The sequence below is a fragment of the Serratia sp. NFX21 genome, from assembly GCF_048517035.1.
Lineage (GTDB): Bacteria > Pseudomonadota > Gammaproteobacteria > Enterobacterales > Enterobacteriaceae > Serratia > Serratia quinivorans.
This window is the reverse complement of the sequence record NZ_CP183196.1, coordinates 851,941-878,041: the sequence shown is the minus strand read 5'-3', so window position 1 is coordinate 878,041 and position 26,101 is coordinate 851,941. Positions and strand designations below refer to the sequence as shown.

Genomic DNA, 26,101 nt, shown 5'->3' with positions numbered 1-26,101 from the left:
CTAAAACTCAAACTGATAGAGCAAATCTAATGCCTGGTCGAGACCAGACACCGCTTCAAGATACAATTTAGGCATCAGGCGGTAACGCAACGTCAGTGTGGCCAATGAGTCGAAAATGCCCACCCCATATTTTACTTGTAAGCCAGGGAGAACATAACCGCTGACGACAACCTGGGAACTGTCGCCAACCCCCTGAGTATCCAGGGCCAAATTGCTTACGCCAAATGCCTCGCCGATTTTACCCACAAGTTGACCACTTTGTGCAACCCCCATCCCAATTAACATTGAGGTCATTGCGTTGCCATCAGCACCGGAACTGCCCAATCCCTGGCCGCGCAACAGATAAGACAGCGCTTCCTGCTGGGATTTGGCCGGATCCGAGAACACTTCCAGCTTGGGTGCATCCGCCAACCCGGTGACGCGTACCCCAGCGGTGACGTCATCTTCGGTCGAGTCCGGATTACGGATCGCCTCAAGATTCAGCAACGGCTGATCCGGCGGCCCCGAGAACATCAACTGGCCCTTGCGAACGATCAAATCCTGACCATAAGCATGGAAGCGACCGGAAGGGATGTCAATCTGACCGTTCAGGCCCAGGCCATTCTTATCCTGCACCACTTTCAGATCACCCTTCAACCGCGCTTTCAGACCAAAGGCATCCAATCGCACATCGTTGCCAACGTGGATCATCAGGTTGCTGTTGATCGGGATCCCCGCCGTTTTCGGCTGTATCGGTTTAAGCTGCTCATCCAGCATCACTTCGTCGGAAGAGACGCCCACCGCGCTTTCCGGCAGTTCCTGTACCGTAATACGCGCCCACGGAATATCTACCGAACCATTAAGTGAGAACAGCTGCGGCGTGGCTTCAAAGACCAGATCAGGTGAAACGTCGATGCGGATCATCGGCGGCACCGTCACCCGCAGTTTATCGCCCTTGGCGGCAATGCGTGCACGCCAGGCGTTGATATCACGCCAGTCAGCGTCACCGGACAGATTAAGCTGACCGTGGGTGGTGCTAACCAAGCCTTCCAGCGTCGAGGTCATGCCGTCAAAGTTCATCGCCAGCCGGCCTTCGGTCATGTCGAACGGCATCCAGTGACCGTCAATATCGACCTTGTCCAACGCCATACGGCCATACACCAAAGGTTTCTGCGCGTTACCGCCCAGACGCAGGTTGGCATTCAGCATGCCCGCGGCTTTTTCCCCCTGCATCAACGCCGGGTTAATCATCGCCAGTGAAATATTGGTAATGTTGACGTTACCGCTGATATTGCGGCGCACCTGCGGATCGACAACCTGTACGTTACCGTCAAACTGGCCATTATTGGTCAGCTTGATCAACCAGTCGGCCTGCGCACGGCCGTTGGTCAGCCCGGCGTTGAGATTCAGCCGGTCAAAGGCGATCGGCAGCGCATTACCCTGCACCTGCTGTACCACCTTCACGCCATTGCCCACCAGCGAGACTTTCGCCTCCGGCAACGCACCGCCCGGTTTCCAGCTAACGTCCGCCCGCCCGCTGAATACGCCGCTCAGGGCCGTTTCCGGCCCGAGGAAAGACTTGATCATCGCCAGATCAAAGCGGTTCAGCACCACGCTGGCCTGACCGCTCTGCCCGGCTTCGATGGTTTTCGGCACGCAGAGTTCGGCATTCGGGTTCTGCCAGCAGTGTGGCCCAATACTGATTTTCTGTGCGGTATTCAGATAATCAAGCGCGATGGCGCGACTTAACCGCCATTCCCCCACCGGAGTATCGAAGCGCGTATTGTTCAGGTTGCCGCGCCAGCGTTGCTGCTCGCGATCGAAACTGCCCTGCAGCGCCAACTGGCCAGAGACCGGTTTGCCGTCAATTTTCAGTTGCAGCTGATGCTGTTTCTCACTGCCTTTGGCATCCAAAGTCAGCAGGTTGATGTCCAACGCATCTTGCTTGAGCTGTTCGACCCGCACCGCCAGTTGCCCCTGGATCTGGTCGCTGGAACGCACGTCACCGTCAATTTTGACCCGGTTGATGCGCAGCGCCTGCCACTGCAGGCCAGATGCCGTCAAGTCTGCCAGCAACTGAGGTGCCTGCAGGTTGCCGCGTAGCTTAAGCAAACCTTTCGCCGTACCGCCCAGTCCCGGCAAAGCGCCGTCGAGGCGCGGTGCGTCGATGTTCGCATCCAGGTTCCAGCTCTTCTCGTCCAGTTGGCCTTTGACGTTCAGTTGGTTACGACCCAGAGTCAGATCGATACCCGGAATTTTCCATTGGCCGGCAGCGTTGCCGCTGAGCGTACCGCGAGCGGTGACCTTGTTTTGCTTCACGTTACCGTCGAGCTGCAGCACCGGCACCTGCAATTGCCAACTGCCGCCGTGCAGACTACCGCGGGTGGTGATTTTGCCGTCCAACTTCGCCGGCCATTCCGGCCACTGTTTGGCGGTATTGATGCCGCTCAGCGTCAGCTGTGAATTCCAGCTGATGGCCTTGCTCCAGTCCACCAGCGCAGTCAGGTCGGTATTGCCCTGCAAGGCCGCCAACCGCAGGCGATCCAGTTTGAACTGTTCAACGTTACCTTTACCGTCCAGCGTCAGTACCGCCGGTGGCAAGTCCTGGCCTTTGATATTGGCGCGGGTCGACAACGCATAGTCGGTTGCCTTGCCGTTAAAGCGCAGGCGGAAATCGTTGATCTGGTATTGCGATTCGCCGCTCAGCGGCCATTTCAGCTGTTTACTTTGCAGCGTCAGCGCCAGCGGTAAACCGGCTTCGGCCAGTTGGGTTTGCAGATCAAGCTGCGCGCCGACCGGACCGGACAGGTTGAGCGCCACCTTGAGTTCTTCACGCAGCCCACCGCCAATGTTCAGCTTAACCTTTTCGCCTTTCAATGGATCGATGTTCAACGTGCTGTTGGCCACCATTTCCACCGGCCAACTGCCGGTCAGCGTAGCTTGCCCCTGGGCCGACAGCGTGCCCTGCGGGGATTTGACGTCGAAATTGTCCAGCTGGATATGCTGATCCAGAGTACTGGCCTGCAGCAGCAGGCTGGTGATCAGCACGTCGGTATCACCGGTCAACCGCAGCTGTTCGCCGCTGATCTCCTTAACGGTGATATCCAGCGGCAGGCGAATGTCCGGCAGATCCGGCAGCAGTGGCTTGGCGAACAGTTCTTTCAGCGTTTCGCCCAGCGGCTTCTCTTCCGGCTGAGGAGCCGGCTTCGCGCCCTGATTGGCTTTTTCCTCTACCTTTTTCGCCACCTCAACCACCGGTTGCACCGCCTCCGGCAGTGGGTTCTGCGGGGTTTTCGGCAGAGCTATCAACAAGCCGCTGATTTTGGTTGGCAGCAGGGTAAGAGCACGTTCCTGCCACTGTGCGCCAGTCCGGAACTCGCCAAGAGAAATGGCCGTATCGTCGACGCTGACCTTAACGTTGTTCAGCGCCAGCATGCGTAAAGTGATGGGGTACGGCGTGCTCAGGTTGGTGGTCGGCTCGCTGGTCTCTGCCACCGGCGCGGACGGCGTCATTTCTTTGGTTTTCACCACCACGTCCACATCCTGCGCAGTCAGGGCGTTGACGCACAGCGAACTGTTTTTAAAACAGGCCAGATCCAGCGACAGATGGAACTGCCCGGCATTTACCGTTACGCCGGGCATCTGGTATTTCACGCCTTTCAGCGTCAGGTCACGCCAGCCGCCGGTGACGCTGGCAATATCCAGCCCCGGCACCCAGCGTGCCGCACTGTTGATAACCAAATGTAAACCACTGGTGGTCCCGAGCAGGTACGCAACGCCGCCGATCAGCAATAGCAGGACAATCAGGAAACCCAGGCAAATCTTTTTTATCAGGCTCATAGTTCAGGCCCCAAACCAATATAGAACTGCACCCCGTGGGTGTCCTTATCCCCAACCGGGGCGGCGATATCCAGCTTCACCGGGCCAACCGGTGACTGCCAGCGCACGCCGAAGCCGGCACCGGTCTTAAAGTCGCTCTGCTTGATATCGTTCACCGCTTCGCCTGAATCGACAAACACCGCGCCCCACCATTTGCCGGTCACGTTGTATTGATACTCCAGCGAGCCGGTCAGCATTTTGGATGCACCGGTCAGCTTACCGTCGTCGTCGCGGGGTGAAATGCCCTTGTACTTGTAACCACGAATGCTGCGATCGCCACCGGCGAAGAATCGCAGGTCTGGCGGCACTCTCTCAAAGTCGTTGGTTTCAATCCAGCCCACCTGCCCACGCGCGACAAAACGGTGCTTGTCGGCCAGGGTGCGGATCCAGACGTTCTGCGCCTGCATCAGCGCGAAGTCTACGTCTGATCCCCAGGTGCTGTCGGACACATCAATAGAATAGCGCTGGCTGTCACCCCAGGTGGGCATCAGGCCGCCGCGCGAACGGGTGCGGTTAACGCTAACGCCGGGATACAGCAGCATGGTGGTGTTGGTGACGTTACCCTGAGTAAAGTGGTCAAGACGCCAGGTCAGGTTCAATGCCCGCTGCCAGCCGCTGGAAAGATCCCAGTTGCGGGAAACCACCGCTTTTGAAGTGACGGACTTGGTATCGTTGAGATCGACGTTCTTGAAACCGCCCTGCAGCAGATAGTACTGCTCCAGTGGATTCTTCAATAACGGGATTTTATAGGTCAAATCGAGCTGCTGTTCCGGGGCCGAAACGCTCGCACTGGTTTCCAGGCTGTGACCTCGGTCGTTAAGCCAGGGTTTTTTCCAGGTGCCTTTGATCCGGGGACCGACGTCGGTGGAATAACCGACCCCGGTTTCGATGGTGTTACGCGTGCGCGGCGATACCAACGCATCTAACGGCAAAATCTTGTTCTCTTTGGCATCTTTGAAATCAGGGGACACCACCACCGAGTTAAACCAGTTAGTGGCGGATAAACGGCGGTTCAGTTCGGCCAGGTCTTCCGAACTGTAATAATCCCCCTGATGAAAGGGCACCAGATTTTGCAGATAGTCTTCACGAATTTGCGAGCCGGTAAACTTCACCTGGCCAAAGCGATAACGCTGCCCGCTGTTGAAGTCGATGTCCCAATAGGCCTTGTGCAGCTCTTCGGCCACGCCGAGCTGGCTCTTGGTCAAATCGGCATCGAAATAGCCTTTACGCAGTGCCAGGCCGGTCAGCGAACCTTTAAAACTGTCGTATTTGCCGTGATTGAGGATCTCGCCTATCGTCGGCTTGCCTTTTTTGACTAACGCCAGATAGTCGTCATCGGTTTTCGCGCCGCCTTCCAGCACGATATTGGCGCCGGCAATCCGCACCGGCTCGCCCGGATTAACCTTGGCGTGCAGCACCGGACGAGCCAGCCCTGGCCGGTCATCCAGCGTAAAGTCGATGGTGGGCTGATAATAGCCAAGTGCTCTCAGCCCCTGACGGACGGCTTCATCCACACGTGCGCGAAAACGGCCATCCGTACTGACCTCCTCCGGCGTGATGGACGACAAACGCACCCGGACGTTTTTTTCCAATTCCCCACTAAGTCCTTCAACCTGCAGCCGCACATTCGCCGAATAGGCCGCAGGCGTGGCGAGCAGCGCACACACAAAGCACAGGGCACGGTATCGTGGCACGTGTTCTCCTTAATTTATTTTACTTTCCTGTAATAACACTCGCTCTGGGGCCAGGGCCTACTCCGCGCTATCAGGACGGCGGCCCTTTTCAGCATTTTTCCAGACGCTGCATGTTACGGTTTTACTGCCGCAGTGAACTGGCGCATTCTTATCTTTTGGCGCTCTAGATACTGCGTTAATCTGATACATAATCTCAATATGTAGCTTATTGTGGGCAAAGTTGCGGTTAGATACAACTTAACTGCCGCCTCTTGGGCCAATTCTTACTGTGACAACAGGAGTCAACCGTGGTGCCATTTTTTGATAAAACACAAACTGTCGACCAGGCAAACGCATTACCTGGCCGCACCACTCCCATGCCGGTTGCCACGCTTAACGTGGTCACCGATCACTCAATGACCCAAGTGCCGGACGGCCTGGAAGTAGCGATCTTCGCCATGGGGTGTTTCTGGGGAGTGGAACGCCTGTTCTGGCAGCAGCAAGGGGTTTACAGCACCGCAGCAGGCTACAGCGGTGGCTATACGCCAAACCCGACCTACCGCGAAGTATGCAGCGGCCAAACTGGCCATACGGAAGTGGTACGAGTGGTATTCGATCCGAAAATCATCAGCTACAAACAGTTGCTGCAGGTATTCTGGGAGAACCACGATCCGGCGCAGGGCATGCGTCAGGGCGGCGACGTCGGTACCCAGTATCGCTCGGCGATTTATACGCTGACGCAGGAGCAGCAGACCGAAGCGGAAAGCAGCCTGCAGCGTTTCCAACAGGCGATGGAGCAGGCCGGCGATAAACGCGCCATCACCACCGAAGTCGCACCGGCCCTGCCGTTCTACTATGCCGAGGACGACCACCAGCAGTACCTGTACAAAAACCCTGAAGGATACTGTGGTCTGGGTGGTATCGGTGTTTGCTTGCCACCACAGGGCTAAGCCGCAGGTTGGAGGTAATTTTTTAACCGCTGGCGGCCCCGGTAGGGCTGCTGCTATACTGTGCGGGCCGGATCATCGGCCCGATAACCTTCTTTCTGGTTGTTATCGCTACTTTTTTTACAATGTACTACCCTTCCTCAAGAGCGCCGTCATCCCGTCGGCACGTATGGATAGATTATGTTAAACAGTATTTTACTGATTCTTTTTCTGATCGCAGTGAGTGCGTTCTTCTCACTGTCGGAAATATCTCTGGCCGCGTCACGCAAGATTAAACTGAAAATGATGGCTGACGAAGGTAACGTCAATGCCGCCAAAGTCCTCAAACTGCAGGAAACCCCGGGGCTGTATTTTACCGTGGTACAGATTGGCCTGAACGCCGTGGCCATTCTCGGCGGTATCGTCGGCGATGCAGCCTTTTCTCCTACATTCCAACCGTTGTTCGACCGCTTTTTATCACCTGAACTGGCAGAGCAGGCCAGCTTCGTCTGTTCATTCGTGCTGGTAACCAGCCTGTTTATCCTGTTTGCAGATTTGACCCCGAAGCGCATCGGTATGATTGCACCAGAGACGTTTGCCGTCCGGATCATCAACCCGATGCGTTTCTCGATCATGATTTTCCGGCCGCTGGTGTGGTTCTTCAACGGCATGGCAAACCTGATCTTCCGCCTGTTCAAACTGCCGATGGTGCGCAAAGACGACATCACCTCCGACGATATCTACGCGGTGGTAGAAGCCGGTGCCCTGGCGGGTGTGCTGCGCAAACAGGAGCATGAGCTGATCGAAAACGTCTTCGAACTGGAGTCTCGCACCGTACCTTCGTCAATGACCTCGCGTGAAAGCGTGGTTTACTTCGACCTGCGTGAGACCGAAGAAAGCATTATCGAGAAGGTCTCGACCCATCCGCACTCCAAGTTCCTGGTCTGTGATGGCAATATCGATCAAGTCGTCGGCTACGTGGACTCCAAAGACCTGTTGAACCGCGTGCTGGGCAATCAGAGCCTGGTGCTGAGCAGCGGCGTGCAGATCCGCTCGGCGCTGATCGTGCCGGATACCCTGACGCTGTCCGAAGCGCTGGAAAGCTTTAAAACCGCCGGTGAAGACTTTGCGGTTATTCTCAATGAATATGCGTTGGTCGTGGGTATCATCACACTCAATGACGTGATGACCACGCTGATGGGCGATCTGGTAGGCCAGGGCCAGGAAGAGCAGATCGTGGCGCGTGATGAAAGCTCATGGCTGATTGAGGGCGGGACGCCGATCGACGATGTAATGCGCGTACTGCACATTGATGAGTTCCCGCAGGCGGGCAACTACGAAACCATCGGCGGCTTTATGATGTATATGCTGCGCAAGATCCCGAAACGGACCGACTTCGTCAAATACGCCGGCTACAAGTTTGAAGTGGTGGATATCGACAGCTACAAGATTGACCAACTGTTGGTAACCCGGCTGAGCGACAAACCGGCATCAGTACTGCCGAAGGCACCGGAAGAAAAACCCGCAGCCTGATCTCCATCGATAAAAACGTCAGCGGCCCCAAACGGGGCCGCGATTATTTTAGCTTTTGCAGGTGCTCTAACTATTACCCTATGAATTTCGAGTTGCAGCTAGGCGGCCAGCTCACTCATCCCCAGGCGCTTACTTTAGTAAGTAACTGAGGTGACAAATCTGTCGGGAACAGATTTGAACGCTGCTTGCAGCGGCCCCTTTAGGGGCGTGGCCCACGGATGGGCCACGTAACTGAGTGCAGGTAACAACGCTGCAGCTTGAAAGGCGACGGGTAGTTGATCAACCCATCTCGGTCTGCAACAACAACACCTGACGGTTAACCTCTGACATCACGCTGAAGTGACGCCGGTCGCGAATTTTCGGCAGCAGAATTTTCCCTTCATCGAATTCGAACGCGCCCACATCTTTGATATACAGCCGGCCACGAAACAGGGTCTTGACGTACTTCGCCACTTTCAACGGATTATAACGCTGGAAGATTCTCATTCTATTACTTTCCTCCGTTTGGTCCATGCGCTCAGCGAGCCGCCAAGGTGGCAGCCACTAAAGTAAGAACGCAACTTGATTGCCATGTAGTAGACCTAGTAAAGACTATAACGTTCATTTCCGCCTGGAGATCTTCACTGGATTTACACTTTTTGACAGAATTGTATATGATTATATATAACTTTTTCAGTATATCCCTTCAAAAACCGGGTATTAGCGGCCTGAAGGAAGAACTGAGATCCGGCTAACAGGACAGACCTCCGATCACCACCTATGCTTTAGGCTGTCGGGTGCGGTCGGCACCATTCCACCTTCAAGGAGAAGGCATGAAAAAAAGTCACATGCTCATTGCGTCCCTGCTGTTTGCACCCCTTTTTGCCTCTGCGCATAACTTCCAGCTCCAGCAACGCGTAGCGCCGATTGGCGTCAGCGACAAGGGTGAGCTGAACTACGCTAATGATAAGTTTAGCTATCAAAACTGGAATAGCGCGCAGCTCAGTGGAAAAGTGCGAGTCATCCAGCATATTGCCGGCCGCAGCTCTGCCAAGGACATGAACGACCCACTGATAGAAGCGATTAAGAAAGCCAAGCTACCGCACGATCGTTACCAAACGACGACAATAGTGAATACCGATGATGCTCTGCTCGGCACGGCGATGTTTGTCCGCAGCAGTATCGAAGACAGCAAGAAAGAGTTCCCCTGGTCGCAGTTTGTGGTCGACAGCAACGGCAACGTGCGCAAAGCCTGGGATTTACAGCCGAAGGGGTCAGCCATTGTGGTGCTGGATAAGCAGGGCAGGATCCAGTTTGCCAAAGACGGCGCACTGACGCCGGAAGAGGTGCAGCAGGTCATGACCCAACTGCACCAACTGCTGGCAAACTGAATTAGAACAGCGAAACCCGGAAGCCGGGGTTGAGGAAAGACTCACGCGGCGTATAGAGCAGCGGCCTGCCCTGCCAGTCGTGGATCTGCGCTCCGGCCGCCACCGCGACCGCGTGTCCGGCGGCGGTATCCCAGATATTGGTCGGCCCAAAACGTGGGTAAAGCTGCGCTTTACCTTCTGCCACCAGGCAGAACTTCAGCGAGGAACCGACCGATACGGTCTGATGCTCACCTAACTGATTCAGGTAATCCTTCAGCTCTTCGTCACTGTGCGAGCGACTAACCACCACCAACGGCGGATTGGCATTACTGACGCCAATCGCCTGACGTTGGCCTTTTTCTTCTTTCCAGGCTTTGCCGCGTTCGGCCAGGTACAACACGTCGATTGCCGGGGCGTAAACCACGCCCATCACCGCCTGCCCGTCTTCAATCAAAGCAATATTTACCGTGAATTCGCCGTTACGATTGAGGAATTCCTTGGTGCCGTCCAGCGGATCGACCAGCCAGTAACGCGTCCAATTCTGTCGCACTTCCCAGCCCGGTGGATCTTCTTCTGACAGTAACGGTATTTCCGGCGTTAACGCTGCCAGGCCGCGTTGGATGATGTGGTGCGCTGCCAGATCGGCCGCCGTCACCGGGGAATCATCTTTTTTCTGTGCGACATCAAGCGGTTGTTTACCGTCATATACCGCCATGATCGCTGCGCCCGCCTCGCGGGACAGTTGGCAAATTTGCTCTAACATCATTCACCTCAGATATGCAGTTCCATGGGTCATTTCCCCTTTCTCATTGCTAGCAGCCTAGTTTTTTTTGCATGGAATATCCATCACAACGATTTAACCCGCGGTAATTACTCGAGTCTTTGCCGTCACAACTGTGACATTTACTGTCCTGCACTGGCTTATTTTCTGCCACACTTCACAGTTTGGTGAGACAACCAATGTTAATTACATGTTCCTCTGCGATAAAACTCGAAAAATGGAATGGAGAAAACTAAAAATGATGAAGCGTCCGCTGACGTTGTCTGCCCTCGCTATGCTGGTGTGCGCCTCCGCACAAGCGGCAACGGTCGATCTGCGCGTGCTGGAAACCACCGACCTGCACAGCAACATGATGGACTTCGATTACTACAAGGATAAACCGACCGATAAATTCGGTCTGGTACGCACCGCCAGCCTGATTGAACAGGCCCGTCAGCAGGCAGCCAATACGGTGCTGGTGGACAACGGCGACATTATTCAGGGCAGCCCGCTCGGCGATTATATGGCGGCCAAGGGCCTGAAACCCGGTGATGTACACCCGGTGTATAAGGCGATGAATACCCTGAATTATGTGGTCGGCAATATCGGCAACCATGAGTTCAACTACGGGCTCGATTACCTGAAAAACGCCATTGCCGGTGCCAAATTCCCGTATATCAACGCCAACGTGATCGACGCTAAAACACAAAAACCCCTGTTCACTCCTTACATTATCGTCGATACGCCGGTAAAAGACCGTGACGGCAAAGAACATAGTTTGCGCATCGGTTATATCGGCTTTGTGCCACCACAAATCCTGGTGTGGGATAAAGCCAATCTGCAGGGCAAGGTCACCGTTAACGACATCACCGAAACGGCTAAACGTTACGTACCGGAAATGCGCAAACAGGGCGCCGATCTGGTTGTGGCTATCCCACACTCCGGCCTGTCCAGCGAGCCGTACAAGGCCATGGCGGAAAACTCGGTGTACTACCTCAGCCAGGTACCGGGCATCGACGCCATCATGTTCGGCCACGCTCACGCCGTGTTCCCCAGCAAGGACTTCGCCAATATCAAAGGGGCTGACATCGCCCAGGGGACGCTGAACGGCATCCCGGCAGTGATGCCGGGCCAGTGGGGCGATCATCTCGGCGTGGTCGATCTGCAATTGAATAACGACAGCGGCACCTGGAAAGTCACGGCGGCCAAGGCGCAAGCTCGGCCGATTTACGACAAAGAGAACAAGAAATCGCTGGCGGCGGAAGACGCCAACCTGCTGAAAGTACTGGCGGAAGATCACAAAGGCACGCGAGATTTCGTCAGCAAGCCCGTCGGCAAGGCCGACGACAACATGTACAGCTATCTGGCGCTGGTGCAGGATGATCCGACGGTGCAGATCGTCAATAACGCGCAAAAGGCCTACGTCGAGCACTATATTCAGGGCGATCCGGATCTGGCTGACCTGCCGGTGCTGTCAGCCGCGGCGCCGTTCAAGGTAGGCGGGCGCAAAAACGATCCGGCCAGCTTCGTTGAGGTGGAAAAAGGTCAGCTCACCTTCCGTAACGCTTCAGACCTCTACCTTTATCCCAACACACTGGTGGTGGTGAAAGCCAGCGGCAAAGAAGTGAAGGAATGGCTGGAGTGTTCCGCCGGGCAGTTCAACCAGATCGACGTCAACAGCAGTAAACCACAGGGCCTGATCAACTGGGACGGTTTCCGCACCTATAATTTCGATGTGATTGACGGAGTCAATTATCAGGTCGACGTCAGCCAACCGGCGCGTTACGACGGCGAATGCCAGTTAATTAACGACAAGGCGCAGCGCATCAAGGAGCTGACGTTCAAAGGCAAACCGATCGATCCAAACGCCACTTTCCTGGTTGCCACTAATAACTACCGCGCCTACGGCGGCAAGTTTGCCGGTACCGGCGATCAACACATTGCTTTTGCTTCACCGGATGAGAACCGTTCGGTATTGGCGGCTTATATCAGCGCTGAAACCAGGCAACACGGCGCAGTGAAACCACAGGTGGATAATAACTGGCGACTGGCGACGTTCAGCAGCCCGCAGCCGCTGGATATCCGCTTCGAAACCTCGCCGAGTGACAAAGCCAGCGCGTTTATCAAAACGCACGCCCAGTACCCGATGAAAGCTGAAGGGACAGACAGCATCGGCTTTGCGGTTTATCAGATTGATTTGCAGAAGAAATAAACAATAAGGGCGCCGTTAAGGCGCCCTTGAAAAACTCTGCGGTGACTTACAGAATTTCCAACAGCTCGACGTCAAACACCAGCGCGCTGAATGGCGGGATGGATGCGCCTGCACCACGCTCGCCGTAGGCCAGGTCGTGTGGGATGTACAGCTGCCATTTGGAGCCGACCGGCATCAGAGTCAGCGCTTCGATCCAGCCTGGGATCACGCCGCTGACCGGGAATTCTGCCGGCTGGCCGCGCTCTACAGAGCTGTCGAACACGTCGCCGTTAATCAGACGACCGGTGTAATGCACACGCACGCGATCCTGACGGGACGGGATTGGGCCATCGCCCTGCTCCAGCACGGAGAACTGCAGACCGGATTCGGTCAGCGTCACTTCGTCACGCTTGGCGTTGTCTTCCAGGAATTTCTGACCTTCAACGGCCATCGCCTGCTGACGATCGCGACGCACGGCATCCGCACGTTCGTGAATTTCACGCAGCGCACGGTGAACCACGTCTACCGGAACCGCCGGGGCATTCCCTTCCAGCGCGTCACGCAAACCTGCCAGCAGAGCTTCCGGTTGTAAACCTTCCAGACCGGACTCTTGCAACTGCTGGCCGACCTGTAAACCAATCCCGTAACTCGCTTGAGCTTCAACGCTGTCAAAAGAAGGGGTTGTCATGGGGTTTTCCTTTAGTCTTTAAAAAGTCGAAAGCGCAGCATAACAGCGCCGTAAAGCCGGGTAAAATCTTGTGTGGAGAATGATGACTTTTGTCGTAGAAAAAGAAACAATAACCTCCTGTTAACGCCCGCTCCCGCGCCCCAGGCGAATTGCCTGCCGCAACAGGCATGGGTTTGCTGCTGCCTTTCACTTCAATCAGTTAGCGGACTATACTGAAACAAGAGCATCGGGACGTCGGTACAGACTTTTGTACCCTGATATTTTACGCCGTTGAAGAGAGGTCACCATGGGCAGAATCTCGCCCAGGAGAAGGAAAACCACCCGTGTCTACCAGCCATTGCTGCGCACCTGGCTGAACTTCAGCCAGCGCCTGAAACCAGGCTCCGCGCCAGAGGCGGTAGAAGATCCGGATTCAGAACAACCACCGGGAAACCGTAAGGGGCAAAGTATCAAAGCATTATTGCTGAAGATCTGGCACCTGCCGGACGGTTTCGGTTGGATGGAGCCATTACCCTATTTTCACCGCCGCTGGACCCTGATTTTCGGCATCATCCTGCTGTTGGCGCTGCTATGGCCATACTCTTCACAGAACAGCGGGCAACCTTTCCCGGTTACCCAGCAGGATAACAGCGTGCCATTGCGGGCCGATCTGCAAAATAATGCTCAGCAACAGCACGCTGCCGAACCTGAACCGGCGGGCAACTGGCAACGTTTCCAGATCCAGCCGGGGCAGACGCTGGCGCAACTGTTCCGCGACAACAGCCTGCCGGTGAACGAAGTCTTCGCCATGGCGCAGGTGGAAGGTAATGACAAGCCGCTCAGTAACATGAAAGCCGGCCAGGAAGTGCGTATCGAACGTGATACTAACGGCGTGATCACCGCGCTCTCGGTCACCGCCGCTGATAATACGCAGGTGCTGTTCCGCCGCCAGGCCGACGGCAGTTACCGCCGCGAGCGTTAATCGGCCAACTGCGCCAACAGAAAGTCGCGCAGCACGACGCCATGGTTGTGCTGTGTGTCTTTACTGCCATAAAGAAGGGTCATGGGCTGACCTTGCCGTAATAATGCCACCAGCGGCTGCCAGGCGTCATTTTCCGCCAGTTGCCGTCGGTAGCGGCTTTCAAACTCTTCCCACTGCTCAAGGTGCTGATGAAACCACTGCCGCAGTGCGTTATCCGGTGCCACCTGCTTTAGCCACTGTACGCCCTGCAGCCTTTCCTTGCTGACGCCTCGCGGCCACAGCCGATCTATCAGATAGCAGTTCACCGGCGCCGGGCCAGTAAAATCATAAACACGCTGTAAGTTAATCTCTGCCATTTGCCGCTGCTCCTCACTCAAGGTGATAACAGGGTAACGCGATTTAGCGGACGTGAGAAAAGCAAAACGCCAGCACGAGGCTGGCGTTTTAACTTGGCGAGCAGCAGCGATTAAGCTTCTGCTACCACAACTACATTCAGCTGTGCGAATACGTCGCTGTGTACCTGGAACTGAACTTCGTGTTCACCAGTGGTACGCAGAACGCCATTCGGCAGACGAACTTCGCTCTTGGCAACTTCAACGCCTGCCGCAGTAACTGCGTCAGCGATGTCGCGGGTGCCGATAGAGCCGAACAGTTTACCTTCGTCGCCTGATTTAGACGCGATGGTGACTGAACCCAGTTCGTTGATCTTGGTTGCGCGAGCTTCAGCAGCAGTCAGAATTTCAGCCAGTTTGGCTTCCAGTTCTGCACGGCGTACTTCGAAGAACTCTACGTTTTTCTTGGTAGCAGGAACAGCTTTGCCCTGTGGTACCAGGAAGTTACGGGCGTAGCCCGCTTTAACGTTAACTTGATCACCCAGGCTGCCCAGGTTTGCTACTTTATCAAGCAGAATAACTTGCATTACCTTATCCTCTTAAAGTCGTTAATAGACGGCGGCCGATTACTGATGACGATCAGTGTATGGCAGCAGGGACAGGTAGCGAGCGCGCTTGATGCAGCGAGCCAGCTGACGCTGGTATTTTGCACGAGTACCGGTAATACGGCTCGGGACAATTTTACCGCTTTCGGTAATGTAGTTTTTCAACGTTGCGATATCTTTGTAATCGATCTCAACAACGCCTTCCGCTGTGAAACGGCAGAACTTGCGACGACGGAAATAACGTGCCATTAGGCTAGTCTCCAGAATCTATCAATTCAATCTGCTCGGCATGCAACACCATTTTGTTCAGTCCATTGCGCCCTTGATGGCTGCTAATGAAACCGGAAACGGTGAGAGGCGTGCCGACCGTTATACTTTGAGTAATGGCCTGATGGGCCTTGCCGCTGATAATCACCGGCATACGACACCAGGCTTGCCGGGTAAAACCGGCTTCCACTTGCACTGAACGGTGCTCAAGCACGAACTGGCAATGTGGAATACCTGACGGGCTCACTTTACGCGTCGGCGTCTTGCACACGGTGCCAGACAACGTCAGCCGATTAGCCGTCACGGTAAATTACTCTTCAGAATCCCCAGCATCAGCATCATCTGCGGTTTCGTTAGCGAAGTCTTCGCGGCGATCGCCACGACGTTCGTCTTTCGCTTTAACCATCGGAGATGCTTCAGTTACCGCGTGCTTAACGCGCATAACCATGCTACGGATAACGGCGTCGTTGAAGCGGAAGTTTGTTTCCAGCTCATCGATCGCTTCCTGCGGAGCTTCAACGTTCAGCAGAACGTAGTGGGCTTTGTGCAGTTTGTTGATCGGGTAAGCCAGTTGACGGCGGCCCCAGTCTTCCAGACGGTGAATCTGACCAGCAGCGTTAGTGATGGTAGCACTGTAACGCTCGATCATGCCCGGAACCTGTTCGCTTTGGTCAGGGTGGACCATAAAAACGATTTCGTAATGACGCATCGAATTGCTCCTTACGGATTATTCAGCCTCCTGTCAGGGTCAACCGCGGCCCATGGAAGCAAGGAACGTGTATGTGTGTGCGGCTGAAAAAATGACGCGTAATCATACTTGCGCAGGCTGAAAAACTCAAGGGTCGAAGGGGGCTTATTATCGGTAATGCGAAGCGGATGCGTAAATAGCACGATTTGCTGTCGGCAAAACCTATGTACACAAATCCATCAGTTGAAAAAATCTTTCAATAAAATCATCACTGCCGCATGAATTTCATTCATTTTTTTTGAAAGAGGCCATCAAAATGGCGGCCTTTTTAATCCTGCCGGAAGGTCTAAAATTGTAGTTATCCGCCGCAGACAGCGCGACGAAAAAGATTTGAGGTTATTCAATACATGCAAATAACTTTTTGCTGCACTGGCACCGGCTGTCAGGCCGTTGAAGCAAACAGTTAAGAGAGGCAATTATGAAACACATCACCATCGCTACCGCCATTGCTTTACTGTTTTCCGCCAACGTCATGGCCGCAACAGAGATCACCTCACACCAGGCCGATCAACGTCAGAGCGTTGGCTTCGTCACGCTGAACCAGAATGTGGTTTCTCCGGATGACGCCACCAGTCAGGTGAGCAAGATAGCCGACCAGCGCGGCGCCACCGCCTATCGGATCATTGCCCTGCATGAGCCTGAAAACAACAGCACCATCCACGTCAGCGCCGAACTGTATCGCTAAGTGAAAATGCAGTACCAGGGAAGCAACTCGCGCCTAAAACAGTAAATCAAACTGCGAAAGTCACCATCGGCCCCCTGCCTGCAGGGGGCTTTTTTTACAACGATTGCACGAAGAAATCGGCGGTGGCACTGAGCGCCTGTGGCGTAATGCGGTGCTTGACTCCCGGCTCAGTGAGTAACGTCAATTGTCGGTCCCAGCCACTCTGGCGCAGTTCGGTCGCCAGCCGCAGGCTTTCCGCCGCCGGCACCAGGTCATCCGCCTCACCGTGCCACAGCAGCAGCGGCCGATCGGCAACTTTCTCCAACTGCTGTTCCAGACCGTAATCCGCCAGCATGGCAATGCGCGCATCAAAATCCTCGCTCGACAAAGGATTTCCCTGCTCATCCAGCGGTGGGAACAGCGTTTGCGCCAGAGAGGTGTAGTAACCGGCCCCCATCAGGCTGGTCGCCGCTTTCACCCACGGATAGCGGGCAAAACTGCCCAATGTCGTCATGCCGCCCATTGACGCACCGCCCACGCCAATGCGCCCCTCGGCAATCAGACCGAGCTGTTCAAAGTGCGCCTTCAGCGCCGGTAACTCGTCAATATTGCGCCGAAGGATCTCCCAAAAACTGGCCAGCCGTTTGGTTTCATTGCCATCAAAACGTTCGCCGTGCAGATCGGCATCCGGCAGCACCACACGAAACCCTGCTTTGGCCAATGCATAGGCAAAATAGGCGTACACTTCTTTCGACGAGGTATAGCCATGGTAGAAAAATACCGTTGGCAATGGCTGGTGATATTGCCCCGCAGGCACCGCGTGGATCACCGCAGTGTCTCCCACTCGCTCGTCATAGATTTCAATCATCCGTTTTTCTCCACGTCGCTGTTTGCCTCCATAATGGCAAACTTGAGCTTAATAGCATTAGCTCAATCTGTTCCAATTTATAATGAGTTACACTGAAATCATGCTTTCCGCTTTGTCGAGGTCTCTATGAAACTGTCCCATCTGTTGCTGCCCCTGGCGCTGGTCACGCTGCTTAGTGCCTGTGGCATGATGACCACGACGCCAAAAGCCCCGCCGGCGCCCAATGGGCAGGCGCAAGAGGTAACCCGGGCGCAAACCGGCAGTCTGGTGAAAATGGGCACCACCAGCGCCCTGGTCCGCGGCAGTCCGATGGATGTGGAAGCAGAAATTCAGAAGAAAGCCAACGCCAGCGGCGCACGCTATTACATGATCATGATGAACAGTGAAACCGTGGTGCCCGGCCAGTGGTATTCGCAGGCGATCCTGTACCGGTAAACTCTGGAGTTTTAATAAGATTTACATTGGCTTTGCACAGACTGAAGTTGGCTGTTGCACACTGGCGGTCAGCGCGCCGCAGCCTGCGAGCGTGAGTCCAGGATCCGACCAAGGGGAACGCCATGACACGCTCCGCCGCACTCACCGCCCTCCTGCTCTCAATGGGGTTACTCAGCGCCAGCGCTCAGTCCGCTGAGTTGGCGCCCGCAGACCGCGTTACGCCGCTTAGCGAAATTGCACAAATCACCCTGAATAACCTACCCGGCTCGCCTCAGGATGTAGAACAATTGATTGCCCGCAAGGCTGATGAGCATGGGGCGAGCTATTACCGCATCCTGCGGATGGAAGAACAGGCGCATCAGCCTGGCTGGCGCGCCTTTGCAATTCTCTATCTTTAGTAGGTCATGCAGGCCGCATTCAGTATGCCGCCGCTGATTGACACGCCCCCCAGGAAAATCCCGGCGGCGACGTGATTGGACTCAATCTTGTCGCTGATACGCGGCATATAGATTTTCACCGCCGCAAACAGCAGCAGTTGTACCACCAAGGCCACCACGCCCCATAGCAGGTAGTCCAGCAGGCTGACTGAGTTGATCGCCGCGCTGGCCAACGGGATCACATAACCCAGGCAGGCACCGACGAATCCAAAAGCGGCTGACTGATTGTCGGCCTTGATCAACGCCCATTCGTCATGCGGCGTAATGCGGGTATAAACAAACAAGAACACCAGAACCATGGCAAAGCCACTGAAGAAATAAGAGGCGAATGCCGCCAACGCGCTGAGAATATCCATGTCATGTTTCCTGGTCAGAGGTCAGTATCCCTTACGGGCCAAGTGCTGAATTAAAAAGCTTTTCCCGCTGTAGCGCTACTGTTTTCCCTAGCCTCCCATCGCTCGGGCAAACAATGTCTCGCACAGACGGTCTGGTAATGTTCGCTCACCACGGGTATCGAGCATCATTTGGCACCAGGCTTCCGCTAACGGCGGTGAACTGTAGCGCAGAAGCTGCGCCGCGGCGAACAGATTGAATAACGCTCCGGTGACTGCCCGTCCCTGCTCCTCCTGGGGTTTGCGCATCAACTGGAGCAACTGCCGCCACTGGCGATCAAAGTGACGGTTCTGCCCCCTGACCTCACCAAATTCAAGCTCCAGGGCTTCCTGTACCACCGGCAGCTTCCCCCAGGCTCGCATCACGTCCAGACACATGATATTGCCGGAACCCTCCCAAATGCTGTTCACCGGCATTTCACGGTACAGCCGCGGCAGCTCACTCTCTTCACAGTAGCCGATACCGCCCAGCGCCTCCATCGCTTCGCCGATAAAAGGGATGCCCTGTCGACAGACTTCAAACTTCGCCGCCGGGGTCATCACCCGACACAGCGCCTGTTCCAAAGGCGCCCCGACGCCGATGCTGTCATAGGCTCGCGCCAGGCGCATCAGGGCCGCCGTTTGCCCCTCCAGCCGCAGCGCCATCCGCGCCAACACCTGACGCATCATCGGTTGTTCGATCAAGGGTTTGCCGAATGCCTGCCGCTGCAGAGCGTGGTATAACGCCACCGATAGCCCGCGCCGCATCAAACCCTGGCTGCCCAACGCACAGTCAAAGCGCGTCAGGCCACCCATTTTCAGGATATGCCGCACGCCATCTCCTTCCTCGCCCACCAGCCAGGCGCTGGCGTCCTGAAACTCAACCTCTCCGCTGGCGTTGGAACGATTACCCAGTTTATCCTTCAGCCGCTCCAGCCGTATGGCATTGCGCGTGCCGTCCGGCAAAATACGTGGCAGGAAGAAGCACGACAGTCCCCCTTCGGCCTGCGCCAGCACCAGGTGCGCATCGCTCTGCGGCACCGAGAAAAACCATTTGTGTCCTACCAGCCGGTAAGCCTCCCCCGGGCCGCGGGCCGCTAACGGGCTGGCGGTAGTGGTATTGCTCAATACGTCGGAACCGCCCTGCTTTTCGGTCATGCCCATGCCAATCAGCAAGCCGCGCTTTTGCCCACCGGGTAGCACATGCGCGTCGTAACGATCGGATAGCAGTGGCGTTAACCAGGATTGGAATTCTGCCGGCAGAGAACGATGCAGCAGTGGGATAGCGCCAAAGGTCATGGTCACCGGGCACAGGGTGCCGGCCTCGACCTGAGCATGCAGCACAAAACGCGCGGCGCGCGCCACGAATGAACCAATACGGGCATCCTCCTGCCACGGCAGGTTATGCACACGGTTAGCGATCAAGCCTTGCATCAGGATATGCCAGGCGGGATGGAAACGGACGTCGTCCAACCGCTGGCCGGTGGCATCATAACGCAATAACTCCGGCGGGTTGGCATTGGCCAATCGCCCCAGTTCCAGCGATTCCTGGGTACCCAACTGCTGCCCCAACGAGGCCAGCACTTCCACATCCCAACCGGCTTGCTCGCGCTGTACCGCCTCATGCAGTGCCGTATCGGACAGGAACAGATTGCTGTTCCCCAGCGGCTTCGGCTGATTAAAAACGGTGTGTGTATTCCAGACCATCGGCTTGCTCCCTGATAAAGGCGTCAGGAGTAAGTATGGTCGTCAGGGGGATTTCTGCCGCAGGTGAGATCACAGGGTGGGAATTGAGAAAGCAACAAGGGCGCAAAATTCTGCGCCCTTACCGGTAAATCAGCTGCGCTGACGCACCGCTTCAAACAGGCAGATGCCGGTGGCGACTGATACGTTCAGTGAAGACACCGTCCCGGCCATTGGGATGCTGATCAACTCGTCACAGTGCTCACGAGTCAGACGACGCATACCTTCGCCCTCGGCCCCCATCACCAGCGCCATCGGGCCAGTCATTTTGCTCTGGAACAAAGTGTGATCGGCTTCGCCGGCAGTGCCGACGACCCAGACGTTCATTTCCTGCAGCAAACGCAGGGTACGCGCCAGGTTGGTGACGCGAATCAACGGAACGTTTTCCGCCGCGCCGCAGGCCACTTTCTTGGCGGTAGCGTTTAACTGGGCAGAACGGTCGCGCGGGACGATCACCGCGTGTACACCGGCCGCATCGGCGCTGCGAAGACAGGCGCCGAGGTTGTGCGGGTCGGTCACGCCGTCCAACACCAGCAGGAAAGGCGTGTCCACGCTTTCCAACAGTGCCGGCAAATCGTTTTCCTGATACTGACGCCCTTCGCGCACCCGGGCGATAATCCCCTGATGCACCGCGCCCTCGACCTTCTCATCCAGCCACTGGCGGTTAGCCACCTGGATAACAATGCCGGTCGCTTCCAGCTCGGCAATCAGCGGCTGCAAGCGGCGATCGTCACGCCCTTTGAGGATAAACACTTCCAGGAAGCGTTGCGGATCGTTGTCTAACAGGGCCTTGACGGCATGAATACCGTAAATAATTTCGCTCATGATGCTCTTTTAACTGTGCGGCTGGCGTATGCCAGCCGGTGATAATGACGTGTGGCAGCTTAAGCCTGCTCAGCACCTTTCTTCTTGCCGGCGCGTTTGGCCTTGGTCGCCGACGCTATTTTCCGGGTTTTGTCGGACACTTTCTTGGCTTTCGCCTTTTTGTCTTTCTTCACCTTGTCAGCGGGTTTGGCTTCGTCTTTACGGAAGGCGCTGTCAGGCTCAAAATTGGCGGGTGCTTTACCACCACGACGTTTACGCGGAGCGGAAGTGCGGCCTGCGCCAGCCCCGCCACGCAGGGTGCGTTGGCCACCATTTTTGGCACGATCGCGTTCAGTTTTGCCTTCACCACGCGGCTTGCGTGTGCTGGAGACCAGAGCGAAGTCAATTTTACGCTCGTCCATATGCACCGCTTCAACGCGGATCTCTACCGTATCGCCCAGGCGATAAACCACGCCGGAGGATTCGCCAATTAGACGCTGGCCGATATTATCGTAGCGATAATAGTCATTATCCAGCGATGATACGTGCACCAGACCGTCGATAAACAGATCGTTCAGACGAACGAAGAAACCAAAGCCGGTCACGCTGGCAATAATACCGCTGAACACTTCCCCGACGTGATCCTGCATAAAGTCGCATTTCAGCCAGTCGGCAACGTTACGCGTCGCTTCATCAGCGCGGCGCTCGGCCATCGAACAGTGCTCGCCCAGCTGCAGCATTTCTTCAAACTCGCTGTGCCAGCCACCGGTCGGCGTCCAGCGCTCTTTCGGCTCGCCGTGCTCTTTAGCCAGCTGGTATTTGATTGCGCGGTGCATCGCCAGATCCGGATAACGACGGATCGGCGAGGTGAAGTGGCCATAAGAAGCCAGCGCCAGACCAAAGTGGCCCCGGTTTTCCGGATCGTAGACCGCCTGCTTCATGGAACGCAGCAGCATGGTTTGCAGCATTTCATGGTCAGGACGTTCGGAAACTTCATCCATCAAGGTGGCGTAGTCCTTCGGCTGCGGCTTGTTCCCGCCGCCCAGCGTCAGACCCAGTTCGCCCAGCACGCTGCGCAAGGCGGTAATATGATCGTCGCTTGGACGGTCATGCACGCGGAACAGCGCCGGCTCGTTATTCTTCTCAACGAAGCGTGCCGCGGCGACGTTCGCCATGATCATGCACTCTTCGATCAGTTTGTGGGCGTCGTTACGTACCGTTGGCTCTACGCGCTCAATACGACGTTCGGCGTTGAAGATAAACTTGGCTTCTTCGGTTTCGAAGGCAATACCGCCACGTTCGGCGCGCGCCTGATCCAACACCTTGTACATTGTGTGCAGTTCTTCCAGGTGCTTGACCAGCGGGTGATAATGCTCACGCAGCTCCTGATCGCCCTGCAAGATGTGCCAGACTTTGTTGTAGGTTAAACGGGCGTGAGAGCTCATTACCGCTTCATAGAATTTGGCCGTCGACAGACGCCCCTGGGCGGAGATGGTCATCTCGCACACCATACACAGGCGGTCAACCTGCGGGTTAAGCGAACACAGGCCGTTGGACAGCACTTCCGGCAGCATCGGGATGACTTCTGATGGGAAGTACACCGAAGTTGCGCGGTTGCGCGCTTCGTCATCCAGCGCAGTGCGCGGACGCACGTAGTAGCTGACGTCGGCAATGGCCACCCACAGGCGCCAACCACCGCCGCGTTTTTTCTCACAGTAAACCGCGTCATCGAAATCGCGTGCGTCTTCGCCGTCAATGGTCACCAAAGGTAACTGACGCAGATCGACACGGCCTTTCTTGGCGGCTTCAGGTACCTGTTCACTGAGATCGGCAACCTGTTTTTCCACCTGTGGCGGCCAAACATGCGGGATCTCATGGGTGCGCAGAGCGATATCCACCGCCATACTGGTGCCCATTTTATCGCCGAGGATCTCAACGATCTTGCCTACCGCCTTGGTGCGACGGGTCGGACGTTGGGTCAGCTCAACCACCACCATAAAGCCCATGCGTGCGCCACTGGCTGCTTCGGCCGGGATCAGGATATCAAAGCTCAGGCGGCTATCATCCGGCACCACAAAGCCGGTACCGGCATCCATAAAGAAGCGACCGACGATTTGGCTGGTTTTCGGCACCAGCACACGGACGATACGCGCTTCACGGCGGCCCTTGCGATCTGCAGCCATTGCCTGTGCCAGCACCACATCACCGTGGATTGCCATTTTCATCTGCTCGGCTGACAGATACAGGTCGTCTTTGCTGCCTTCAATACGCAGGAAACCAAAGCCATCACGGTGGCCGATAACCGTACCGCGCAGCAGATCGAGACGTTCCGGCAGCGCATAGCACTGACGGCGGGTAAATATTAACTGACCGTCACGTTCCATCGCACGCAGACGGCGGCGCAACGCTTCTAACGGCTCTTCACCGGTTAAATTCAGCTCTTTGGCCAGCTCTTCGCGGCTGGCCGGCGTTTCTCTTTTCGCCAGATGGGCCAGAATGAATTCACGGCTCGGGATTGGGGATTCATATTTTTCTGCTTCTCGTTCCAGGAATGGATCTTGTGACATTGCGGTTCCTCCGTTGTCATCAGCAGGGTGCCGCTGAGCCTTGTCTTCTCAGCGACGCTTTATTCGACAAGCAATAGCTTGTAGAGCGATGGATTGTCTTCGACCATATCGGCCAGCGTGTGGCTGTCCAGCTCTTCAAGGAAATTCTGTACGCCCTGTTGGAGCACCTGTTTCAGGCGGCAAGCAGGGGTTATGTGGCAGAAAGTACTGTTGCAGTTAACCAGTGACAGCGGCTCCAGCGCCCTGACTACGTCGCCGAGGCGAATGGTTTCGGCCGGTTTGCCTAAACGGATGCCGCCGTTCTTACCGCGCACTGCGGTTACAAACCCAACCCGGCTTAACTGATTGATGATCTTTACCATATGGTTTCTGGACACGCCGTAGACCTCGGTAACTTCCGAGATGCTGGTCATTTTGTCCGGTGGCAGCGAGGCCATGTAGATCAACGCCCGCAGGCCGTAATCAGTAAAACTTGTTAACTGCACATCTACCTCTGGGTATCATTTTACCCGTCTGATACGCCGATTTTCGGCATTATTCAAAAGATTACTTATTGGATAATAAACCAGCCAGAGAGTTCGCCGCTAATTATTTAGCGCATCTCGGACGCTGGACAGGTTAAAGAAAGGATTTTTTGAAGTGAAATCGCAACCGGGGGAAATCAGGATAAAAACAAACCGGGACAATGCCCGGTTTGTTTTACTGCAGTAAAACCAGATTATGCGTCGAACGGGTCGCGCAGGATCATGGTTTCGCTACGGTCTGGACCTGTAGAGATAATGTCTACCGGCACGCCAGTCAGCTCTTCAATACGCTTGATGTAGTTCAGCGCCGCCTGTGGCAGTTTGCTGTGTTCTTTCACGCCAAAAGTGGTGTCGCTCCAGCCCGGCATGCTTTCGTAGATGGGTTCAATACCTTCCCAACCTTCAGCCGCCAACGGAGTGGTGGTCATTTCGCGGCCGTCAGGCATGCGGTAACCCACGCAGATCTTCACTTCTTTCAAGCCGTCCAACACGTCCAGCTTGGTCAGACAGAAGCCGGACAGGGAGTTGATCTGTACAGAGCGGCGAACCGCTACCGCGTCCAGCCAACCGGTACGACGACGACGGCCAGTAGTAGCACCGAATTCGTTACCCTGCTTGCACAGGAATTCACCGGTTTCGTCGAACAGTTCAGTTGGGAACGGACCTGCACCCACACGGGTAGAGTAGGCTTTAACGATGCCCAGTACGTAATCCACGTAACGCGGACCAATACCTGAACCGGTAGCAACGCCGCCAGCAGTGGTATTTGAAGAGGTCACGTACGGATAGGTACCATGGTCGATATCCAGCAGGGTGCCCTGTGCGCCTTCGAACATGATCAGGTCGCCACGCTTGCGCGCGCCGTCCAGCAGTTCGGACACGTCAACAACCATTGCAGTCAGGATGTCGGCGATAGACAGCACATAATCCAGAGTCGCCTGGTAATCAACGGCTTCAACTTTGTAGTAGTTGACCAACTGGAAGTTATGGTAATCAACAATTTCCTTCAGCTTAACGGCGAAGGTTTCTTTGTTGAACAAGTCGCTAACGCGCAGACCGCGACGAGCCACTTTATCTTCGTAAGCCGGGCCGATACCGCGACCGGTGGTACCGATAGCTTTCGCGCCGCGTGCTTTCTCGCGCGCGTTATCCAGCGCAACGTGATAAGGCAGGATCAGCGGGCAGGCTTCGGACAGTAACAGACGTTCGCGTACCGGGATGCCGCGCGCTTCGAGTTCACCCATTTCTTTCATCAATGCGTCTGGAGCCAGAACCACACCGTTGCCGATGATGCTGGTCACGTTTTCACGCAGAATGCCTGATGGAATCAAATGAAGGACGGTTTTTTCACCGTTAATAACCAGAGTGTGGCCAGCGTTATGGCCCCCTTGGTAGCGCACTACATATTGAGCCCGTTCGGTCAGCAGGTCTACGACCTTGCCCTTACCTTCGTCACCCCATTGAGTGCCCAGTACGACGACGTTCTTACCCATTTTAAAAATCACCGGTTGCTTAAAAATGGATTCTACCACCGTAATTCGTGAGTTTCAGCACTTTTAGCATAGGGTTGCATATTTTTTAGGCTAAACTTTAAACCCCTGCGTGTGTACGCAACATGTAGTAGATCACACAGCCCGCAACCACTATTCCACCGCCAAATCGGCGCAGTGTCGCGTCAGGAAACTGGGTCATCGCCAGTATCATTTTGCGCCAGGCCTGCGGAAACAGCATCGGGCCCAAGCCTTCCAGCACCAAAACCAGCCCAAGCGCCAGCCAGATCGTTGAATTCATCAATGT

The 26,101-nt window shown here is 55.5% G+C and carries 26 protein-coding genes; 8 read left to right on the top strand and 18 right to left on the bottom strand.

Annotation, left to right across the window (positions count from 1 at the left end; all coding sequences use genetic code 11):
• Complete coding sequence (gene tamB / locus ACNT1W_RS04080) at positions 1-3,819, bottom strand: autotransporter assembly complex protein TamB (protein WP_419246433.1); 3,819 nt, start codon at positions 3,817-3,819, stop codon at positions 1-3.
• Positions 3,816-5,552 (bottom strand): autotransporter assembly complex protein TamA, encoded by a 1,737-nt coding sequence (gene tamA / locus ACNT1W_RS04075; RefSeq protein WP_012004920.1) that lies wholly within the window; start codon positions 5,550-5,552, stop codon positions 3,816-3,818. Before tamA ends, tamB begins: the two co-directional genes overlap by 4 nt.
• A 287-nt stretch (positions 5,553-5,839) precedes the next feature.
• On the opposite strand from tamA, the gene msrA reads away from it, so the two are divergent.
• Both msrA and ACNT1W_RS04065 read left to right on the top strand, forming a co-directional pair.
• Positions 5,840-6,481 carry a peptide-methionine (S)-S-oxide reductase MsrA gene (msrA, locus tag ACNT1W_RS04070; protein ID WP_390903056.1) on the top strand — a complete coding sequence of 214 codons (642 nt, stop codon included), beginning with the start codon at positions 5,840-5,842 and terminating at the stop codon, positions 6,479-6,481.
• 177 nt (positions 6,482-6,658) lie between these two features.
• Positions 6,659-7,990 carry a hemolysin family protein gene (locus ACNT1W_RS04065; RefSeq protein WP_112364410.1) on the top strand — a complete coding sequence of 444 codons (1,332 nt, stop codon included), beginning with the start codon at positions 6,659-6,661 and terminating at the stop codon, positions 7,988-7,990.
• A 279-nt stretch (positions 7,991-8,269) separates the two neighbouring features.
• Here the strand turns inward: ACNT1W_RS04065 and ACNT1W_RS04060 are convergent, their stop codons facing one another.
• Complete coding sequence (locus ACNT1W_RS04060; RefSeq protein ID WP_012004917.1) at positions 8,270-8,476, bottom strand: DUF1107 domain-containing protein; 207 nt, start codon at positions 8,474-8,476, stop codon at positions 8,270-8,272.
• A 326-nt stretch (positions 8,477-8,802) separates the two neighbouring features.
• Here ACNT1W_RS04060 and ACNT1W_RS04055 point away from each other — a divergent pair, with 326 nt between their 5' ends.
• Positions 8,803-9,360: a YtfJ family protein gene (locus ACNT1W_RS04055; RefSeq protein WP_012004916.1), complete on the top strand. Its 558-nt coding sequence runs from the start codon at positions 8,803-8,805 to the stop codon at positions 9,358-9,360.
• 1 nt (position 9,361) lies between these two features.
• Here ACNT1W_RS04055 and cysQ read toward each other — a convergent pair whose 3' ends face one another.
• Positions 9,362-10,102, bottom strand: coding sequence for a 3'(2'),5'-bisphosphate nucleotidase CysQ (gene cysQ / locus ACNT1W_RS04050; RefSeq protein ID WP_041418863.1), 741 nt, complete (start codon positions 10,100-10,102; stop codon positions 9,362-9,364).
• A 256-nt stretch (positions 10,103-10,358) separates the two neighbouring features.
• Between cysQ and ACNT1W_RS04045 the strand changes: the two genes are divergently transcribed.
• Positions 10,359-12,311 carry a bifunctional 2',3'-cyclic-nucleotide 2'-phosphodiesterase/3'-nucleotidase gene (locus tag ACNT1W_RS04045; RefSeq protein WP_135344730.1) on the top strand — a complete coding sequence of 651 codons (1,953 nt, stop codon included), beginning with the start codon at positions 10,359-10,361 and terminating at the stop codon, positions 12,309-12,311.
• A 46-nt stretch (positions 12,312-12,357) separates the two neighbouring features.
• On the opposite strand, the gene fklB is transcribed toward ACNT1W_RS04045, so the two are convergent.
• Positions 12,358-12,978 (bottom strand): FKBP-type peptidyl-prolyl cis-trans isomerase, encoded by a 621-nt coding sequence (gene fklB, locus ACNT1W_RS04040; protein WP_012004913.1) that lies wholly within the window; start codon positions 12,976-12,978, stop codon positions 12,358-12,360.
• Between the two features lie 286 nt (positions 12,979-13,264).
• Here fklB and ACNT1W_RS04035 point away from each other — a divergent pair, with 286 nt between their 5' ends.
• The gene (locus ACNT1W_RS04035) at positions 13,265-13,939 is read left to right on the top strand and encodes an OapA family protein (RefSeq protein WP_411227819.1); all 675 of its coding nucleotides are present in this window, start codon (positions 13,265-13,267) and stop codon (positions 13,937-13,939) included.
• Here the strand turns inward: ACNT1W_RS04035 and ACNT1W_RS04030 are convergent.
• From ACNT1W_RS04030 to rpsF, 5 genes are all read right to left on the bottom strand, one after another.
• Entirely contained in the window at positions 13,936-14,295 is a 360-nt protein-coding gene (locus tag ACNT1W_RS04030) for a DUF488 domain-containing protein (RefSeq protein WP_115183398.1), read from the bottom strand. The genes ACNT1W_RS04035 and ACNT1W_RS04030 overlap by 4 nt on opposite strands.
• A 110-nt stretch (positions 14,296-14,405) precedes the next feature.
• Positions 14,406-14,858: a 50S ribosomal protein L9 gene (rplI, locus tag ACNT1W_RS04025; protein WP_012004910.1), complete on the bottom strand. Its 453-nt coding sequence runs from the start codon at positions 14,856-14,858 to the stop codon at positions 14,406-14,408.
• Between the two features lie 39 nt (positions 14,859-14,897).
• Entirely contained in the window at positions 14,898-15,125 is a 228-nt protein-coding gene (gene rpsR, locus ACNT1W_RS04020) for a 30S ribosomal protein S18 (protein ID WP_002210155.1), read from the bottom strand.
• 4 nt (positions 15,126-15,129) lie between these two features.
• Complete coding sequence (gene priB, locus ACNT1W_RS04015) at positions 15,130-15,447, bottom strand: primosomal replication protein N (protein WP_012004909.1); 318 nt, start codon at positions 15,445-15,447, stop codon at positions 15,130-15,132.
• 6 nt (positions 15,448-15,453) lie between these two features.
• On the bottom strand, positions 15,454-15,852 hold the full coding sequence (gene rpsF / locus ACNT1W_RS04010) for a 30S ribosomal protein S6 (RefSeq protein WP_006317459.1): 399 nt from the start codon (positions 15,850-15,852) through the stop codon (positions 15,454-15,456).
• Between the two features lie 457 nt (positions 15,853-16,309).
• On the opposite strand from rpsF, the gene ACNT1W_RS04005 reads away from it, so the two are divergent.
• A complete protein-coding gene (locus tag ACNT1W_RS04005) occupies positions 16,310-16,576 on the top strand; it encodes a DUF1471 domain-containing protein (RefSeq protein ID WP_012004908.1) in 267 nt (88 codons plus the stop codon).
• A gap of 94 nt (positions 16,577-16,670) precedes the next feature.
• On the opposite strand, the gene yjfP is transcribed toward ACNT1W_RS04005, so the two are convergent.
• The gene (yjfP, locus tag ACNT1W_RS04000) at positions 16,671-17,423 is read right to left on the bottom strand and encodes an esterase (protein WP_419246432.1); all 753 of its coding nucleotides are present in this window, start codon (positions 17,421-17,423) and stop codon (positions 16,671-16,673) included.
• A gap of 126 nt (positions 17,424-17,549) precedes the next feature.
• Between yjfP and bsmA the strand changes: the two genes are divergently transcribed.
• The gene (bsmA, locus tag ACNT1W_RS03995; RefSeq protein WP_012004906.1) at positions 17,550-17,858 is read left to right on the top strand and encodes a biofilm peroxide resistance protein BsmA; all 309 of its coding nucleotides are present in this window, start codon (positions 17,550-17,552) and stop codon (positions 17,856-17,858) included.
• Positions 17,859-17,980: 122 nt separating this feature from the next.
• The gene (locus tag ACNT1W_RS03990; RefSeq protein WP_012004905.1) at positions 17,981-18,256 is read left to right on the top strand and encodes a DUF1471 domain-containing protein; all 276 of its coding nucleotides are present in this window, start codon (positions 17,981-17,983) and stop codon (positions 18,254-18,256) included.
• On the opposite strand, the gene ACNT1W_RS03985 is transcribed toward ACNT1W_RS03990, so the two are convergent.
• The 7 genes from ACNT1W_RS03985 to ACNT1W_RS03955 form a co-directional block, all read right to left on the bottom strand.
• Positions 18,253-18,651, bottom strand: a complete 399-nt coding sequence (locus ACNT1W_RS03985) for a DUF350 domain-containing protein (protein ID WP_012004904.1) — start codon at positions 18,649-18,651, stop codon at positions 18,253-18,255. The two genes, ACNT1W_RS03990 and ACNT1W_RS03985, sit on opposite strands and share 4 nt — an antisense overlap.
• 87 nt (positions 18,652-18,738) lie before the next feature.
• Positions 18,739-20,373, bottom strand: a complete 1,635-nt coding sequence (locus ACNT1W_RS03980; protein ID WP_419246431.1) for an isovaleryl-CoA dehydrogenase — start codon at positions 20,371-20,373, stop codon at positions 18,739-18,741.
• Between the two features lie 129 nt (positions 20,374-20,502).
• Positions 20,503-21,234, bottom strand: a complete 732-nt coding sequence (rlmB, locus tag ACNT1W_RS03975; RefSeq protein ID WP_012004902.1) for a 23S rRNA (guanosine(2251)-2'-O)-methyltransferase RlmB — start codon at positions 21,232-21,234, stop codon at positions 20,503-20,505.
• Positions 21,235-21,293: 59 nt separating this feature from the next.
• Positions 21,294-23,780 carry a ribonuclease R gene (rnr, locus tag ACNT1W_RS03970; protein ID WP_017891362.1) on the bottom strand — a complete coding sequence of 829 codons (2,487 nt, stop codon included), beginning with the start codon at positions 23,778-23,780 and terminating at the stop codon, positions 21,294-21,296.
• 59 nt (positions 23,781-23,839) lie between these two features.
• Positions 23,840-24,265: a nitric oxide-sensing transcriptional repressor NsrR gene (gene nsrR, locus ACNT1W_RS03965; RefSeq protein WP_012004900.1), complete on the bottom strand. Its 426-nt coding sequence runs from the start codon at positions 24,263-24,265 to the stop codon at positions 23,840-23,842.
• Positions 24,266-24,498: 233 nt separating this feature from the next.
• Positions 24,499-25,797 carry an adenylosuccinate synthase gene (locus tag ACNT1W_RS03960; RefSeq protein WP_012004899.1) on the bottom strand — a complete coding sequence of 433 codons (1,299 nt, stop codon included), beginning with the start codon at positions 25,795-25,797 and terminating at the stop codon, positions 24,499-24,501.
• Between the two features lie 97 nt (positions 25,798-25,894).
• On the bottom strand, positions 25,895-26,095 hold the full coding sequence (locus ACNT1W_RS03955; RefSeq protein WP_017891360.1) for a DUF2065 domain-containing protein: 201 nt from the start codon (positions 26,093-26,095) through the stop codon (positions 25,895-25,897).
• Positions 26,096-26,101: the final 6 nt, after the last annotated feature.